This is a genomic window from Streptomyces sp. NPDC057617 (assembly GCF_042800555.1).
GTDB lineage: Bacteria > Actinomycetota > Actinomycetes > Streptomycetales > Streptomycetaceae > Streptomyces.
In genome coordinates, this window is the sequence record NZ_JBHVGV010000020.1 from 47,719 (window position 1) to 61,742 (window position 14,024).

16 protein-coding genes and 1 tRNA gene are annotated in these 14,024 nt (G+C 68.4%); 11 read left to right on the forward strand and 6 right to left on the reverse strand.

The features are described 5' to 3' along the window. The first annotated feature begins 8 nt into the window (after positions 1-8). The 10 genes from ACFU9P_RS33205 (at position 9) to ACFU9P_RS33250 (ending at position 5,933) form a co-directional block, all read left to right on the forward strand. Positions 9-230: a hypothetical protein gene (locus ACFU9P_RS33205; protein ID WP_384088208.1), complete on the forward strand. Its 222-nt coding sequence runs from the start codon at positions 9-11 to the stop codon at positions 228-230. Next, on the forward strand, positions 230-442 hold the full coding sequence (locus tag ACFU9P_RS33210; protein ID WP_384088210.1) for a hypothetical protein: 213 nt from the start codon (positions 230-232) through the stop codon (positions 440-442). Before ACFU9P_RS33205 ends, ACFU9P_RS33210 begins: the two co-directional genes overlap by 1 nt. Next, complete coding sequence (locus ACFU9P_RS33215; RefSeq protein ID WP_384088213.1) at positions 420-1,301, forward strand: peptidoglycan-binding protein; 882 nt, start codon at positions 420-422, stop codon at positions 1,299-1,301. Before ACFU9P_RS33210 ends, ACFU9P_RS33215 begins: the two co-directional genes overlap by 23 nt. A 78-nt stretch (positions 1,302-1,379) precedes the next feature. Continuing rightward, the gene (locus ACFU9P_RS33220; protein WP_384088217.1) at positions 1,380-1,601 is read left to right on the forward strand and encodes a holin; all 222 of its coding nucleotides are present in this window, start codon (positions 1,380-1,382) and stop codon (positions 1,599-1,601) included. Next, positions 1,598-1,849: a hypothetical protein gene (locus ACFU9P_RS33225; RefSeq protein WP_384088219.1), complete on the forward strand. Its 252-nt coding sequence runs from the start codon at positions 1,598-1,600 to the stop codon at positions 1,847-1,849. Before ACFU9P_RS33220 ends, ACFU9P_RS33225 begins: the two co-directional genes overlap by 4 nt. Before the next feature lie 169 nt (positions 1,850-2,018). Continuing rightward, positions 2,019-3,230, forward strand: coding sequence for a helix-turn-helix domain-containing protein (locus ACFU9P_RS33230; RefSeq protein WP_384088222.1), 1,212 nt, complete (start codon positions 2,019-2,021; stop codon positions 3,228-3,230). A 114-nt stretch (positions 3,231-3,344) separates the two neighbouring features. Further along, positions 3,345-3,968 (forward strand): hypothetical protein, encoded by a 624-nt coding sequence (locus ACFU9P_RS33235; protein WP_384088224.1) that lies wholly within the window; start codon positions 3,345-3,347, stop codon positions 3,966-3,968. Between the two features lie 95 nt (positions 3,969-4,063). Beyond that, complete coding sequence (locus ACFU9P_RS33240; RefSeq protein WP_384088227.1) at positions 4,064-4,216, forward strand: hypothetical protein; 153 nt, start codon at positions 4,064-4,066, stop codon at positions 4,214-4,216. Between the two features lie 177 nt (positions 4,217-4,393). Next, positions 4,394-5,125: a hypothetical protein gene (locus tag ACFU9P_RS33245; protein WP_384088229.1), complete on the forward strand. Its 732-nt coding sequence runs from the start codon at positions 4,394-4,396 to the stop codon at positions 5,123-5,125. 352 nt (positions 5,126-5,477) lie between these two features. After that, positions 5,478-5,933, forward strand: coding sequence for a hypothetical protein (locus tag ACFU9P_RS33250; protein WP_384088232.1), 456 nt, complete (start codon positions 5,478-5,480; stop codon positions 5,931-5,933). Between the two features lie 3 nt (positions 5,934-5,936). On the opposite strand, the gene ACFU9P_RS33255 is transcribed toward ACFU9P_RS33250, so the two are convergent. Both ACFU9P_RS33255 and ACFU9P_RS33260 read right to left on the reverse strand, forming a co-directional pair. Beyond that, a complete protein-coding gene (locus ACFU9P_RS33255) occupies positions 5,937-6,212 on the reverse strand; it encodes a helix-turn-helix domain-containing protein (RefSeq protein ID WP_384088235.1) in 276 nt (91 codons plus the stop codon). 356 nt (positions 6,213-6,568) lie between these two features. After that, the gene (locus tag ACFU9P_RS33260; RefSeq protein WP_384088238.1) at positions 6,569-7,519 is read right to left on the reverse strand and encodes a LuxR C-terminal-related transcriptional regulator; all 951 of its coding nucleotides are present in this window, start codon (positions 7,517-7,519) and stop codon (positions 6,569-6,571) included. 150 nt (positions 7,520-7,669) lie between these two features. On the opposite strand from ACFU9P_RS33260, the gene ACFU9P_RS33265 reads away from it, so the two are divergent. Further along, positions 7,670-7,915, forward strand: a complete 246-nt coding sequence (locus tag ACFU9P_RS33265) for a hypothetical protein (protein ID WP_384088241.1) — start codon at positions 7,670-7,672, stop codon at positions 7,913-7,915. A 243-nt stretch (positions 7,916-8,158) separates the two neighbouring features. Here the strand turns inward: ACFU9P_RS33265 and ACFU9P_RS33270 are convergent. The 4 genes from ACFU9P_RS33270 to gyrB all read right to left on the reverse strand — a co-directional run bounded on the left by ACFU9P_RS33270 (position 8,159) and on the right by gyrB (position 13,839). Further along, positions 8,159-8,232: transfer RNA gene (locus tag ACFU9P_RS33270), tRNA-Ile, on the reverse strand. Positions 8,233-8,290: 58 nt separating this feature from the next. Then, positions 8,291-8,923 (reverse strand): DUF3566 domain-containing protein, encoded by a 633-nt coding sequence (locus ACFU9P_RS33275; RefSeq protein ID WP_384088244.1) that lies wholly within the window; start codon positions 8,921-8,923, stop codon positions 8,291-8,293. A gap of 87 nt (positions 8,924-9,010) precedes the next feature. Next, the gene (gene gyrA / locus ACFU9P_RS33280) at positions 9,011-11,674 is read right to left on the reverse strand and encodes a DNA gyrase subunit A (RefSeq protein WP_384088247.1); all 2,664 of its coding nucleotides are present in this window, start codon (positions 11,672-11,674) and stop codon (positions 9,011-9,013) included. Between the two features lie 86 nt (positions 11,675-11,760). Continuing rightward, the gene (gene gyrB / locus ACFU9P_RS33285; protein ID WP_376383113.1) at positions 11,761-13,839 is read right to left on the reverse strand and encodes a DNA topoisomerase (ATP-hydrolyzing) subunit B; all 2,079 of its coding nucleotides are present in this window, start codon (positions 13,837-13,839) and stop codon (positions 11,761-11,763) included. Positions 13,840-14,024 lie beyond the last annotated feature (185 nt).

A 14,024-nucleotide genomic window follows, 5' to 3' on the forward strand; every position in this document is an offset into this window, starting at 1 on the left:
AGGGCTTCATGGCCTACGACCTGAACATCCAGACCCGCTTCACCTACCAGCCGCCGCAGCCCGGCCAGCCGGAGCGGTACGAGCAGATCCGCGCCGCCGGCCGTGCGTTCGCCGAGCTGCTCGCCGAGCAGTGCCCTTCCTCGCCCGAGTTGAGCCGCGCGATCACACACATCGACGAGGCAGTCATGAACGCCAACGCCGCCGTCGCGCGTCACCCGGAGCACGGCTGATGTCCGCCGATATCGATCCGGCCTACTGGGCTTACCCCTACGACCACCCCGGGCTCACCCCCGTGGAGGCCTACCACCTGCCGGTCCAGTCCCTGGACGGCACGCCGCTCCCGCTCCCACCCGCGCTGCCGGAGCCAGCCGAGATCCCCGCTGCCCTGCGCGGCCCCAACTGGAAGCCGAGGCAGGAACATGGCCACACCGCTCACCGCTGAGAAGCTGCTCCAGGCCCTCACGGGCGAGGGCCTCACGGTGGTCGAGGTCGGCAACTGGCGCACCCACAACCGCAATCACAAGGGGCCGTGGGGACCGGTGCACGGGGTGATGATCCATCACACCGTCACGCGCGGCACCGAGGCCACCGTCCGCCTGTGCCAGCACGGGCACGCCGCGCTGCCCGGCCCGCTGTGCCACGGCGTCATCGCCAAGGACGGCACGGTCTATCTGGTCGGGTACGGCCGGACCAATCACGCCGGGCTCGGGGACGACGACGTCCTCCAGGCCGTGATTTCCGAGCGCGCGCTGCCCGCGGACACTGAGGCCGACACCGACGGCAACCGCCACTTCTACGGCTTCGAGTGCGAGAACCTCGGCGACGGCCAGGACCCGTGGCCTGCCGTCCAGTTGGAGGCGATCGAGAAGGCCGCGGCCGCGATCTGCCGTGCGCACGGCTGGACCCACCGCTCGGTGATAGGGCACAAGGAGTGGCAGCCCGGCAAGATCGACCCGCGTGGCTTCACCATGGACTCGATGCGCGCCCGGATCGGCGAGCGGCTCGCTGCCCCGAAGCCCCAGGCGCCCAAGCCCACCACGCCGAAGCCCCAGGCCTACGAGCCGTTCCCCGGGGCCGCGTTCTTCGCGGTCGGCCGACGCAGCGCGATCATCACGGCGATGGGCAAACGGCTGGTCGCGGAGGGCTGCGGCCGGTACGAAGTCGGGCCAGGACCGGCATGGTCCGAGGCCGACCGGACGTCGTACGCCGCCTGGCAGCGCAAGGTCGGCTACTCCGGATCCGCCGCCGACGGCATCCCTGGCCGCGCGAGCTGGGACAAGCTCCGCGTCCCCAACTCCTGACCCTTAGCTCTGGACGTGAAAATTTCACGCCCAGAGCTAAGGCACCCGTTCTGACCAGCACCGATGAAGGGATACATCATGTCCGCTCCCGTAGAGACCAAGGTCAAGGCCGCGAGTGCGGCCAGCTTCCTGGTCGGCATCGCGATCGCCGTCCTCAACGCCGTGTCGGCTGACAGCTCGCTGCTCGGTCCGCTGCCCGCGTGGGTTCAGGCCGTCACCCTGCCGCTCGTGCCGACCGCGCTCGTGTGGCTCGCCGGATACCAGGCCCGCCACAGTCCGCGTACGGGCATACTGCGGTGACCCCGCAGGAGTCGACCCAGGTCGCGGTCGAACTGGAGCGGCTCCGCGGCACCGTCGCCGAAGGGTTCGCCACCCTCAACGGCAGGCTCGACACCACGCTCCAGCGAACCGGCCAGGTTGAGAAGGACGTAGGAGAGCTGGAGACACGCGTGGCCGCGCTGGAGCGCGCCCGCTGGCCCATGCCCACGATCGGTGTCCTTGCAGGTGTGGCTGGTACGGCGGTCGGTCTGATCGCCCTCTACCGCTGATCCGAACGCGCCGCGCCCCCTGTCTGGCCTTCGGGCCGGGCAGGGGGCGCTTTCGTCATGCCCGGAGTGTCAACGAGATGCGCCTCGGCCTCACTTGGAGGCCGAGGCGAGAGCGCCCGGAGCCGACCGGGCGTACCGTTCTGAGTGTCACCGCAGAACGGAGTTCAGCATGCCATACCCAACTGACATCGACACCGGCGGAATCGGGGCGCGGATCGCCGAACTGCGCCAGATCCGCGGCTACTCCCTCCGCCAGCTCGGCCAGCGCTCGCACGTCTCGCACGGCATGCTCGCGATGATCGAGAAGGGAGACCGGAACGCCAGCGAAGCCATCGTGGGCGCGGTCGCCCGAGCCCTGGGCGTGGGCGTTTCGGTCCTCCGCGGGCAGCCCTACCGCGAGCAGCTCCAGCAGGACCAGATCGACCAAATGCTGGAGCCTATGGGCAGCGCGCTCGACAACTGGGACGTTCCTCCTGCCGACGAGGGGCCGGCTCCCCGGTCTCTGGACGAGCTGTACCAGGCCACCATGGACACACGGGCCATGCGGGAGCGCGCTGAGCTCGGCCAGCTTTCGGCCGTGCTGCCCTCGCTCCTGGAGGAACTGGCGCACGCTGTCCACATCCACGACCGGCCTGGCCGCGACCGCGAGCGGCTGCACTGGTGCCAGGCCGAGGCCGCGCGCGGCGTATGGCGCGTGGCGTACCGGATCGGCGAGATGCACCTCGCGCGCCTGGCTCTGTCCCGCATGGGCACAGCCGCCGCCCAGTCGGGCGACCCGCGCCAGGTCGCGATCGAGCGGTGGATGCGCGCACAGACATCGTTCGAGGGGGGTAAGCCCGGCCTGGAAATTGGGCTCAGGCTCCTGCACCAGGCGCTCCGGGACCTGGACGACGACGGAGATGTGGGCACTCAGGCAGTCCGCGGGGCCCTGTATCTGAAGGGGTCGATTCTGGCCTCCCGCCAGGGTGACGCGGAGGGGTCAGACGCCTGGCTGGAAGAAGCCCGGGGTATGGCGCGGCAGACGGGCGAGACTACCTCGTACGAGCTGACGTTCGGCCCGACGAACGTAGCTCAGCACGCGGTCGCCGCCGCTGCGGACCGTGACGAGCACGGTATCGCGCTGGAACTTGCCGAGGCCGTGCACCTGCCCGAGGGCTACCCGCCTGGGCGCGCTGGGCATTACTACATCGACCTTGCGCGGGCCCAGGTGTGGACGGCGCAGCATGACAAGGCGTTCGCCTCGCTGTTGAAGGCCAAGGAAGCGGCGCCTCAGCAGACGCGGCACCATCCGCAGGTGCACGAGACGGCTGCTGCTCTCCGCCGGGCACGGGCCCGCATCCCGGATGCGTTGCGGGAGTTCTCGCTGTGGTGCGGCGTCTAGCAATTAGCTGACATGCCGTCAAGGCCTCTGGTGTTCACAGTTTGTGGACACCAGAGGCTTGCTGCTTAGCCACCATGTGATGACTGCATTACACGCCGTCACATGGAGCCGACCATGTCAGACCACGACGCCGCGATGACCGCGGCTCGACCGACGTACCGCCCCGCCCGCTCCGAAGTACCGGACACCGCCATCGCCGAGTGGCTGGTGACCGGCAGCAAGGAGCCCGAGGGCGCCTTCCGGACTTGGCGCACCGGACGGTACGCCATGGTCCCGACCGGCACCGCGTTCGACGCCGTCCGTATGCCCCAGGAGTTGGTGCACGCCGCGGTGGGCAGCTGGGACCCGGAGGTCGTGGCCGGCGCATTGTCGGAGATCCTCGACGGCCCGGTGATCAGGGACCCGGACGCCTGGATCTACGCCCTCGTCCCACCACGCACGACCGAGACATGGCGGTCACCGCACGCGGTGGTCCGGGGCCGGGGCGCCTGGCTCGCCATGCCCCGTACCGACCTGATCCACCCGACCCAGTCGCGCATCTACTGGGCCGTTCCTGTAGACACGGTCGGCCAGCTCTGTAGCCCGGCTGACGTCGCCGACCTCCTCCGTGTCGGAGAGCACCGGCTCGCCTACCAGGCGCTCCTGGAACACGCGACCAACTGCCCTGCCTGCACCGCCCACCGGCCGTGCCGGGCGGGCGACCACCTGCGCGGTGCCGAGCGGGAGTCGCGGCAGTGACCGTCCGGCTGCACCTCTCCGCAGACGCCCAGCCCGTGATGGGCGACTGCTTCCGCTGCCCCCGCCGCGGGCTCCAAACAGTGTGCGTCGGCGTGATGACCGGCCCTTCCGGGCCGGGCCACTCCGATATCGAGGTGCCGCTGTACGCCTGCGGCGCCTGCACGCAGGCGCTCATGGCCCAGCGTGCCGCCGCGCTGCTGGACCCCGTCCGGCCGTACGTCGGTCCCGGCCTGCACCACCCCCATTGACCCCCGTCTCGGCCGGATGCATCCGGCCATGGAACCCCCGGCCGGGACGGGTCGCCACCTATCCGAGAACAGGAAGCGGCATGACCATTACCACCCAGGCGTCTGCCAGTTGGGACGCCCGATCCCTGAGGGCGGACTCGGGGGCCACCGGGTCCTCGGCAGATGGGGAGCTGGGGCGTGGCTGACCTGTCGGCGGCGGGTGAGGGTGAGCGGCCTCCGCTGGGTGCGGTACGGCGGCCGGACATCGTCCCGTACATCGCGTGCTGGTCTTCGGAGCACCGGCCTCAGGGCGCGTTGGTCGTCCGGGGCGGTGGCATCGCGTACGTCGATGAGGGGCCGTACGAGCGTGACGACCTGGGTGTGCTGTGGAAGCGGGTCGGCATCAGCCCTGGTAAGGGGCGGCCGGAGTTCGGGAATGTGCACTTCCTGCGGCAGCGGCGGGCCATGCGGAAGCTGCTGTGCCAGATCTGCGGCGGGCCGTCGGACCGTACCGACGACGGCACTTTGTGGGTCGTGGGTGAGGACGCGGACTATCCGGAGCTGCACAAGCCGGGTTTCGTCACCACGCACCCGCCGCTGTGTGTGCCGTGCGCGGTCACTTCGGTGGGGGCGTGTCCGCACTTACGCAAACGGTATGTCGCCCTGCGGGTGCGGACGTTCGTGGTGGCGGGGGTGCACGGAGCGCTGTACCGGCCGGGCGGGCTGGTCCCGGTGGCGTACGACGCGGGCGGCGTGGCCTTCGAGAGCCGACGGCTCCCCTGGGTACTCGCGGGCCAACTCATCATGGAACTCCAGGAGTTCACCATCGTGGACCTGAAAGCGGAACACGCCGCGCACCTGAAGCGGACGGAAGGGCGGGCCAAGATCTTCGGCGGTCAGCTCGGCGCTGGCTGCCCGCATCCCTCGTAGGACGGTACGAAACCCATGAACGCCTGCCCCGGCCAGCGGCCGGAGCCCTGACCAGGGGCAGGTCTGCAAGACCGGCACGGCGCCGGTACAGGAAGGTCGGCGCCGCGCCGGGCACCACTCCATGCACCACCCGATCGAGAGAAAGGGAACGGCATGCAAGGAACCCAGCGTTGGGCGGTAGTCCAGGGCGACGAGGAGAACAGCGGCGGCGAGACCGGCGACGGTTCCGACGGCCAGGAGGGCAACCCCAACCAGGGCTGCGGCGACAACTAGTCCTGCCGTCTGAGGAGTAGCGCGAAAGGCGGCCCCGCCCTGGAAGACTGGCGGGGCCGCCCACGACGAGGAGAGCACTTTGGCACGCACGATTACCGGCACCAGCCGGGTCACCATCTTCCCCCTGCTCCACACGTGGCCGGACGTATGGGGTCTCGTTGCCTACACGACGACCGGGCGCTTCGGCATCGAGGCCGCCATCGGATACATCCCGGTGCCGTCCGTTCCGGACGTGTACATCCTGGACGTCGCGGCTCGCCACATGAACTCGCCGAACCGCGGGGACCACACGGACTGGGCTCTCTGCACCGGCTGGTCAGCCCGGCTGGTCCCCAAGCCCGGCAGCCTCGACATCCCCGAGGCCGCCTGGTCACTGGAGATCGACGCCACCACAGAGCCGACCGCCGCCTCCAAGTACGGTCACGCCAAATTGCACGTCGGCCGGTTCTCCCTGGACGACGCCGCTCTCATGGAGCAGGCCAAGCTCCTGCTGCCCGAGGGAAGCGTGCACGCGCGCCGCGCTGCCGCAGCTTGATCCCTACCGCCCCGGCCGGTCCGCTTCCCCAGCACCCGGCCGGGGCCCCTCCCGCACGAGGTCACTCAGCGGCCGGCCGATCGCGTCCGCGACGCTCAGCAGCGTGTCGAGCGTGGGGGATGACTGGCCACGCTCGATCCGCCCGTAGTTGTCGAGCGTGATCCCGGCCCGATCAGCCACAGCGAGCTGGCTGAGGTTGGCGTAGATGCGGGCTGCCCGGATCTGCTCGCCAATGGCCCGACGCCGTTCGAGGCGGGCGGGATTCGGCGGAGCGGGCACATGCTCACGCTGGCGGGATCAAGATCTTTTGTATGCACTGTTAACAGTGCAATTGGTGATCTCTACTGTGCCTGGACAGGCGTACAGCAGAGGCCGCGCCCGATCAGCTGATGGTCGCCACGACTCCGTCCGGAGGCCCCCATGCCCGCCCCCGATCCACTCGACTGGCGTAGCCGCATCAGCCAGCCCATCGTCGTCGACACCCGTACGGGCGCTGTCGGCCGACGCCTCAGAGTGGATTGCCAGGGGGCCGTTCTCCAGCCACTGACTGGCGGCCAGAAGTGGACCGCGCCGGCGGACGCGGTCCGGCCGGCGACACCTGCGGAGGTGGACGCCGCACTCGCGCCACCGGCCGACTAGTCGCGCTGCTGCCGCCCCCACCACGCCATGATCTGCGCAACAGACTTCATCCCGAGCGTCGTCTTCATCGCTGCCAGCTCCTTGGCCACGGTCCGCTCGGCTAGACCGAGGGATACCCCGACCTGCGGTTGCGACTGCCCCGTCTCCAATTCCCGGAGGATGGCCTCCTGGCGGGCCGTCAGGCCGCTGGTCGTCCGGCGGAGGTCCTCCCATCGGGTGCTGCGCTCCCATACCAGCCGGTAGGTCTCCCGGGCCGAGGCGACCGAAGCCCGGTCGAAGACGTGCCAGCCGCTGTTGCTTTCGGCATCGGCCACGACGAAGTTGTCAACGAAGAGATGCGTCCGGTCGACGATGACCATCCGCTGAAACGGCAGCGCATTGACGCGTGTCTGGCCGCCGGCTGCGGAGATCTCCGCCACGGACGTGCGGGTCTGCTCGTCGCTGGCGGCGAGAGCGGCGTACAGGGTCATGATCTCGACCCCGCGCCGCAACGCGGCTACGGTCCGGTCTACGCCCAGCCGCACTATGGCTGGGTCTCTCTCCCCGGGGGCGCCGGGCTGTGCAGCGCATACCTCCTGGCTCGCGGAGCCCATCACCTCGCCGATCCGGGCGTTCATCTCGGCCGGAGATCCAAGGAATTCGCTGCCTGGCCCGCCGTACCACCTGTGTGGATCGAAGTGGACATGCAGGCCTGCCAGGTCGGGGATGAACGCCATCTGTTCTACGGCTTGGGTGAGGTCCCGCTGGCGGTCGGCCAGGAGGCGTTCAGCGACTCCGCGCGGGTCGTGGGGGATCCACTCATGCGGCTGGTAGGGGTCGCGGGAGATGAGTCCGATGCTGAGCAGGCGGTCTACCGGTCGGTCTCCGGGGTCGCCCCCCGATGCGATCAAGCGGTAGGTGTCGAGGTCGTCTTCTGACAGCGGTAGTCCTGTGTCCAACTCGCCCACGTGAGCCCCCATTTGCCGTACAGGATTCTGCCCGTACAGCTTCCCGCACGGGCGAACCTCTTGGATATCACCCATCACACATGGCACGCTGACTTTCAGTCACTCGCCGGATGTGCGTTCGAAATGCCCTCGGCCGAAAGGATCGCCGCCATGTCCAGAACGGTCCGCCGCCTCGCGGTCGCATCTCTGCTCGCACTCGCTGCGGTCATCGTCCCTGCCGCCACCGCGTCGGCCGATGACCACGCCCCCGAGACCGTCACTACAGACGTCGGGTGGGGCTCCGCGTCGACCACCGCCCCGGCCACCGCCTCCACCCAGGGCGATGTGGGCTGGGGCTCCACTGAGGCCAACACCCCCGCGACCGCCCTCACCCAGGGCGATGTCGGCTGGGGCTGATAGACGGCCGACTGGGTTCGGGAGGCCCCAGTCGGCAATGTGAGGCCCCCCTGCCGCTGTTTTCGGCAGGGGGGCTTTGCGCGAAAGGGTAGACCGCGGTGACGCCAAGAGCGATAGGCCAACGGGAGCAGGAAGTTACAAAGCAAGTTACGGGGCAGTAGCGGGGTAGCAGGCCCTGGAAATGTAGATGGCCCTGTAGACGGATTCCGTCTACAGGGCCTCTGACCTGCTACGCGGTCGCGGTGGGGCTAACAGGATTTGAACCTGTGGCCTCATCCTTATCAGGGATGCGCTCTAACCAACTGAGCTATAGCCCCGCGCTGCCCCTGAAGATTAGCGCACTTCAGGGCCAGCCCCAAAATCGATACCCGCTGCTCACTCGTCCTCGGCGAGCGTCAGCTCGACACCGCCCACGAAGCCCGCCGACAGGTTGTAGATGAAGGCTCCGAGCGTCGCCAGGGCGGTCGCCAGAACCACATCGATCACCGCGATGACCGAGGTGAAGACAAGCACCCTCGGCAGCGACAGGAACGACTGCAGATCGAAACCATTGCTCTCGTTGGAGCCCGTGGCCTCGCTGATCGTCCCGCCGACCGTCGAGAAGACGCCCATCGCGTCCATGACCATCCACAGCACCGCGGCCGCCACGACCGTGCAGACGCCCAGCGCGATGGAGAGCAGGAAGCTGACCTTCATCACCGACCACGGATCGGCCTTCGCCACCCGCAGCCGTGCCTTGCGGGTCCGCGGAGTCGTCCGTGCGCCGGTCCTCGGCCTGCGTACCGCCGTGGCCGCGGCCGCGGTCCCGGTCATGACTCCGGGACCACCGGGACCACCGGGACCGGCACCCGGACCGGCCATGCCCTGCTGGGGCCCGGGCTGTCCCGCCTGGGTCCCCCCGCCCGGCGCGGGATACGCCTGCGGCGGGTGATACGGCTGCGCGGCCGGCTGCGGCTGCTCAGCGCCATAGGTTTCGTACGGGGGCTTGTGCCCCCGGGTATCGGTCACCGTTACCCCCTGGGAGTCCGTGGCAGGGCCACGGGCACCGTTCGCTCCGGAAGCGGCCGATCCGGCGCCCGTGGCTCCACTCACGCTTTACTCCTCGTGCTCCCCGGCCGAGGACGGATTGCCCCCGGCGACGACCTCGGCCGCGCCCGCCTCATCGGCCCCCGGGTCATCTGTCCCGTCGACCTCTTCCGCCTCGCGGCCCGCCTCGGCGTTGCGCGCGATACCCACGACGGCATCGCGCTTGCCCAAATTGATCAGTTGGACGCCCATGGTGTCACGGCCCGTCTCCCTGACTTCGTTGACTCGCGTGCGAATCACACCGCCGCCGAGGGTGATGGCAAGGATCTCATCCGTTTCCTCGACCACCAGCGCGCCGACAAGAGATCCACGGTCCTCCACAATCTTGGCGGCCTTGATTCCGAGACCACCACGACCTTGGACGCGATACTCGTCCACCGCGGTTCGCTTCGCGTACCCGCCATCCGTGGCGGTGAACACGAACGTACCGGGCCTGACGACATTCATCGACAGCAGTTCGTCGCCCTCGCGGAAACTCATCCCCTTGACACCCGATGTGGCTCGCCCCATCGGACGCAGGGCGTCGTCCGTGGCGGTGAAGCGGATCGACTGCGCCTTCCTGCTGATGAGCAGCAGATCGTCGTCCGCCGACACCAGCTCGGCGCCGATCAGCTCGTCGTCCGCGCCCGCCTCGCTCTCCCGGAGGTTGATCGCGATGACTCCGCCGGACCGCGGCGAGTCGTAGTCCTTGAGCGGGGTCTTCTTCACCAGGCCCGCCTTGGTCGCCAGGACCAGGTACGGCACGGCGTCGTAGTCGCGGATCGCCAGGATCTCGGCGATCCGCTCGTCCGGCTGGAAGGCGAGAAGATTGGCCACATGCTGACCCCGGGCGTCCCGGCCGGCGTCCGGCAGTTCGTACGCCTTCGCCCGGTAGACCCGGCCCTTGTTGGTGAAGAACAGCAGCCAGTGATGGGTCGTCGAGACGAAGAAGTGGTCGACGATGTCGTCTTCCTTGAGCTTTGTGCCCCGTACGCCCTTGCCGCCGCGCTTCTGCGAGCGGTAGTCGTCCGTCTTCGTACGCTTCACATAGCCGCCACGCGTGATGGTGACGACGATGTCCTCCTCGGCGATCAGGTCCTCGATGGACATGTCACCGTCGAAGGGCACCAGCTTGGAGCGCCGGTCGTCGCCGAACTTGTCGACGATGACGGCCAGTTCCTCGCTGACGATCTGGCGCTGCTTCTCCGGCGAGGCCAGGATCGCGTTGTACTCGTTGATCTTCTGCTGGAGCTCGTCGTGCTCGGCGACGATCTTCTGCCGCTCCAGGGCGGCCAGCCTGCGGAGCTGCATCTCCAGGATCGCGTTCGCCTGGATCTCGTCGATCGTGAGCAGGCCCATCAGGCCCGTACGCGCGGTCTCGACCGTGTCGCTGCGCCGGATCAGCGCGATGACCTCGTCGATCGCGTCGAGCGCCTTGAGCAGACCGCGCAGGATGTGCGCCCGCTCCTCGGCCTTGCGCAGCCGGAACCGGGTCCTGCGGACGATGACCTCGATCTGGTGCGTGACCCAGTGGCGGATGAACGCGTCCAGCGAGAGCGTGCGCGGTACGCCGTCGACCAGCGCCAGCATGTTCGCGCCGAAGTTGGTCTGCAGATCGGTGTGCTTGTACAGGTTGTTCAGTACGACCTTGGCGACCGCGTCCCGCTTCAGGACGACGACCAGCCGCTGTCCGGTACGGGAGGACGTCTCGTCGCGGACGTCCGCGATGCCGCCGATCTTTCCGTCCTTGACCAGATCGGCGATCTTCTGAGCGAGGTTGTCCGGGTTGGTCTGGTACGGAAGCTCCGTGACGACCAGGCACTGCCGGTTCTGGATCTCCTCGACCTCGACCACCGCGCGCATGGTGATCGAGCCGCGGCCCGTACGGTACGCGTCCTCGATGCCCTTGCGGCCCACCACCAGGGCGCCGGTCGGGAAGTCCGGGCCCTTGATCCGCTCGATGAGCGCGTCCAGCAGCTCCTCGTGCGTGGCCTCCGGGTGCTCCAGCGCCCACTGCGCGCCGGCCGCGACCTCCCGCAGATTGTGCGGCGGGATGTTCGTGGCCATGCCGACGGCGATCCCGGCCGAGCCGTTGATCAGCAGATTCGGGAACCGGGACGGCAGGACCGTCGGCTCCTGGTTGCGGCCGTCGTAGTTGTCCGTGAAGTCGACGGTCTCCTCGTCGATGTCGCGGAGCATCTCCATCGACTGCGGCATCATCCGGCACTCGGTGTACCGCATGGCCGCGGCCGGGTCATTGCCCGGAGAGCCGAAGTTGCCGTTGGAGTCCACCAGCGGCATCCGCATCGACCACGGCTGCGCCAGCCGGACCAGGGCGTCGTAGATCGAGGAGTCGCCGTGCGGGTGGTACGTACCCATGACGTCACCGACGACACGGGCGCACTTGTAGAAGCCCTTCTCGGGCCGGTACCCGCCGTCGTACATCGCGTACAGCACCCGCCGGTGGACGGGCTTGAGACCGTCCCGTACGTCCGGCAGCGCGCGCGACACGATGACGGACATCGCGTAGTCGAGATACGAGCGCTGCATCTCGGTCTCGAGCCCGACCGGCTCCACGCGCAGTGCCAGGCCCTCCGCCGCGGTGGCGGTCTCCGGGGCCGAGGCGTCGGGCACGGCGGGCGTGCCGGGGGCGGCGGGGTTGCCAGTGTTGTCAGGGGTGTTCTCGTCGGCCATTGCTGGTCAGTGTTCCTTTCGGCCTTTTCGAATCCGTCGGCTGAGATCGCGGATCCGTCGGCTGGGATCCGTCAGCGGTGACCGACTCAGATGTCGAGGAAGCGGACGTCCTTGGCGTTGCGCTGGATGAAGGAGCGCCGTGCCTCGACGTCCTCGCCCATCAGCACCGAGAACAGGTCGTCGGCCTGGGCCGCGTCGTCCAGGGTGACCTGGCCGAGCACCCGGTGGTCGATGTCCATGGTGGTGACGCGCAGCTCCTCGGCGTTCATCTCGCCCAGGCCCTTGAAGCGCTGGATCGAGTCCTCGCGGATGCGCTTGCCGTTCTGCTTGCCCAGCTCGACCAGGGCGTCGCGCTCGCGGTCGGAGTAGGCGTACTCGAAGTCGTCCCGGCCCCACTTGATCTTGTAGAGCGGCGGGCGCGACAGATAGACGTGCCCGGCCTCGACCAGCGGCCGCATGAAGCGGAACAGGAAGGTCAGCAGCAGCGTGTTGATGTGCTGGCCGTCGACATCGGCGTCCGCCATCAGGATGATCTTGTGATAGCGGAGCTTGTCGATGTCGAAGTCCTCGTGCACACCGGTGCCGAACGCCGAGATCAGCGCCTGGACCTCGGTGTTCTGGAGGATCTTGTCGATCCGCGCCTTCTCGACGTTCAGGATCTTGCCGCGGATCGGCAGGATCGCCTGGTACATCGGGTTGCGGCCTGACTTGGCCGAGCCGCCGGCGGAGTCGCCCTCGACGATGAAGATCTCGCACTTCGACGGGTCGTTCGACTGGCAGTCACTCAGCTTGCCGGGCAGCGACGCGCTCTCCAGCAGGCCCTTGCGGCGGGTGAGGTCCCGCGCCTTGCGGGCCGCGACCCGGGCCGTGGCGGCCTGGATCGACTTGCGGATGATGTCCGCGGCCTCGTTCGGATTGCGGTCGAACCAGTCCGTGAGGTGCTCGTGGACGACCTTCTGGACAAAGGTCTTCGCCTCGGTGTTGCCGAGCTTGGTCTTCGTCTGGCCCTCGAACTGGGGCTCGCCCAGCTTCACCGAGATGATCGCCGTCAGACCCTCGCGGATGTCCTCACCGGTGAGGTTGTCGTCCTTCTCGCGCAGCAGCTTCTTCTCGCGCGCGTACCGGTTGACCAGACCGGTCAGCGCGGCCCGGAACCCCTCTTCGTGCGTACCGCCCTCATGCGTGTGGATCGTGTTCGCGAACGAGTAGACACCCTCGCTGTACTGCGCGTTCCACTGCATCGCGATCTCGACCGAGAGCAGCCGCTCCTTGTCCTCGGCCTCCACGTCGATGACCGTGGGGTGGATCAGCTCGCCCTTGCGCGAGTTCAGGTACTTCACGAAGTCGACGATGCCGCCCTCGTAGTAGTACTTGACCGTACGCGCGGACTCCGCCTCCGGGCCCTCCGTGACATCCGCGCCCGCGACATCGGCGCCCGCGACGGCCTTGGCCGACTCGCGCTCGTCCGTCAGGGTCAGGGTGAGCCCCTTGTTGAGGAAGGCCATCTCCTGAAAACGGCGTGACAGCGTCTCGAAGGAGTACTCGGTGGTCTCAAAGATGTCCGGGTCGGCCCAGAACGTCACGGACGTACCGGAGTCGCCCGTCTCCTCGTTGCGGAGCAGCGGAGCCGTCGGCACACCGAGCTTGTAGTCCTGCGTCCAGCGGTAACCGTCGGTCCTGACCTCGACCGCGACCTTCGACGACAGCGCGTTGACGACCGAGACACCCACGCCGTGCAGACCGCCGGAGACGGCATAGCCACCACCGCCGAACTTGCCGCCCGCGTGCAGCACCGTGAGCACGACCTCGACGGCCGGCTTGTTCTCGGACGGGACGATGCCCACCGGGATACCGCGCCCGTTGTCGATCACCCGCACCCCGCCGTCGGCGAGGATGGTGACGTCGATGGTGTCCGCGTGCCCCGCCAGGGCCTCGTCGACGGAGTTGTCGACGACCTCGTACACCAAGTGATGCAGTCCACGCTCACCCGTCGAGCCGATGTACATGCCGGGCCGCTTGCGAACCGCGTCAAGGCCTTCGAGAACGGTGATGGCACTGGCGTCGTACGAGGCGGTGACCTCGCCGTTCTCACCAGTGGCGGTGGACGGAGTCTTCTCATTGGGGTTGCCGGAATCGGCCACGAAGCGCCCTTTCTGGCACAGCACAGGCCGTTCTCCGAGCTAGCGGGAGCGGCTGCGTCGTTCGGCTTGTGACAGCATCTGTTGACGGTTCCCGCAAGCGCAGCGGGATTTCCCATCAGTCTACCGGTAGCGCCGACCCGAATGGGGGTTTGCCGGTACCTGAGTCCGCATGTGCCGCCCCGAATGAGCCCCTGCCGACTCCCCATATT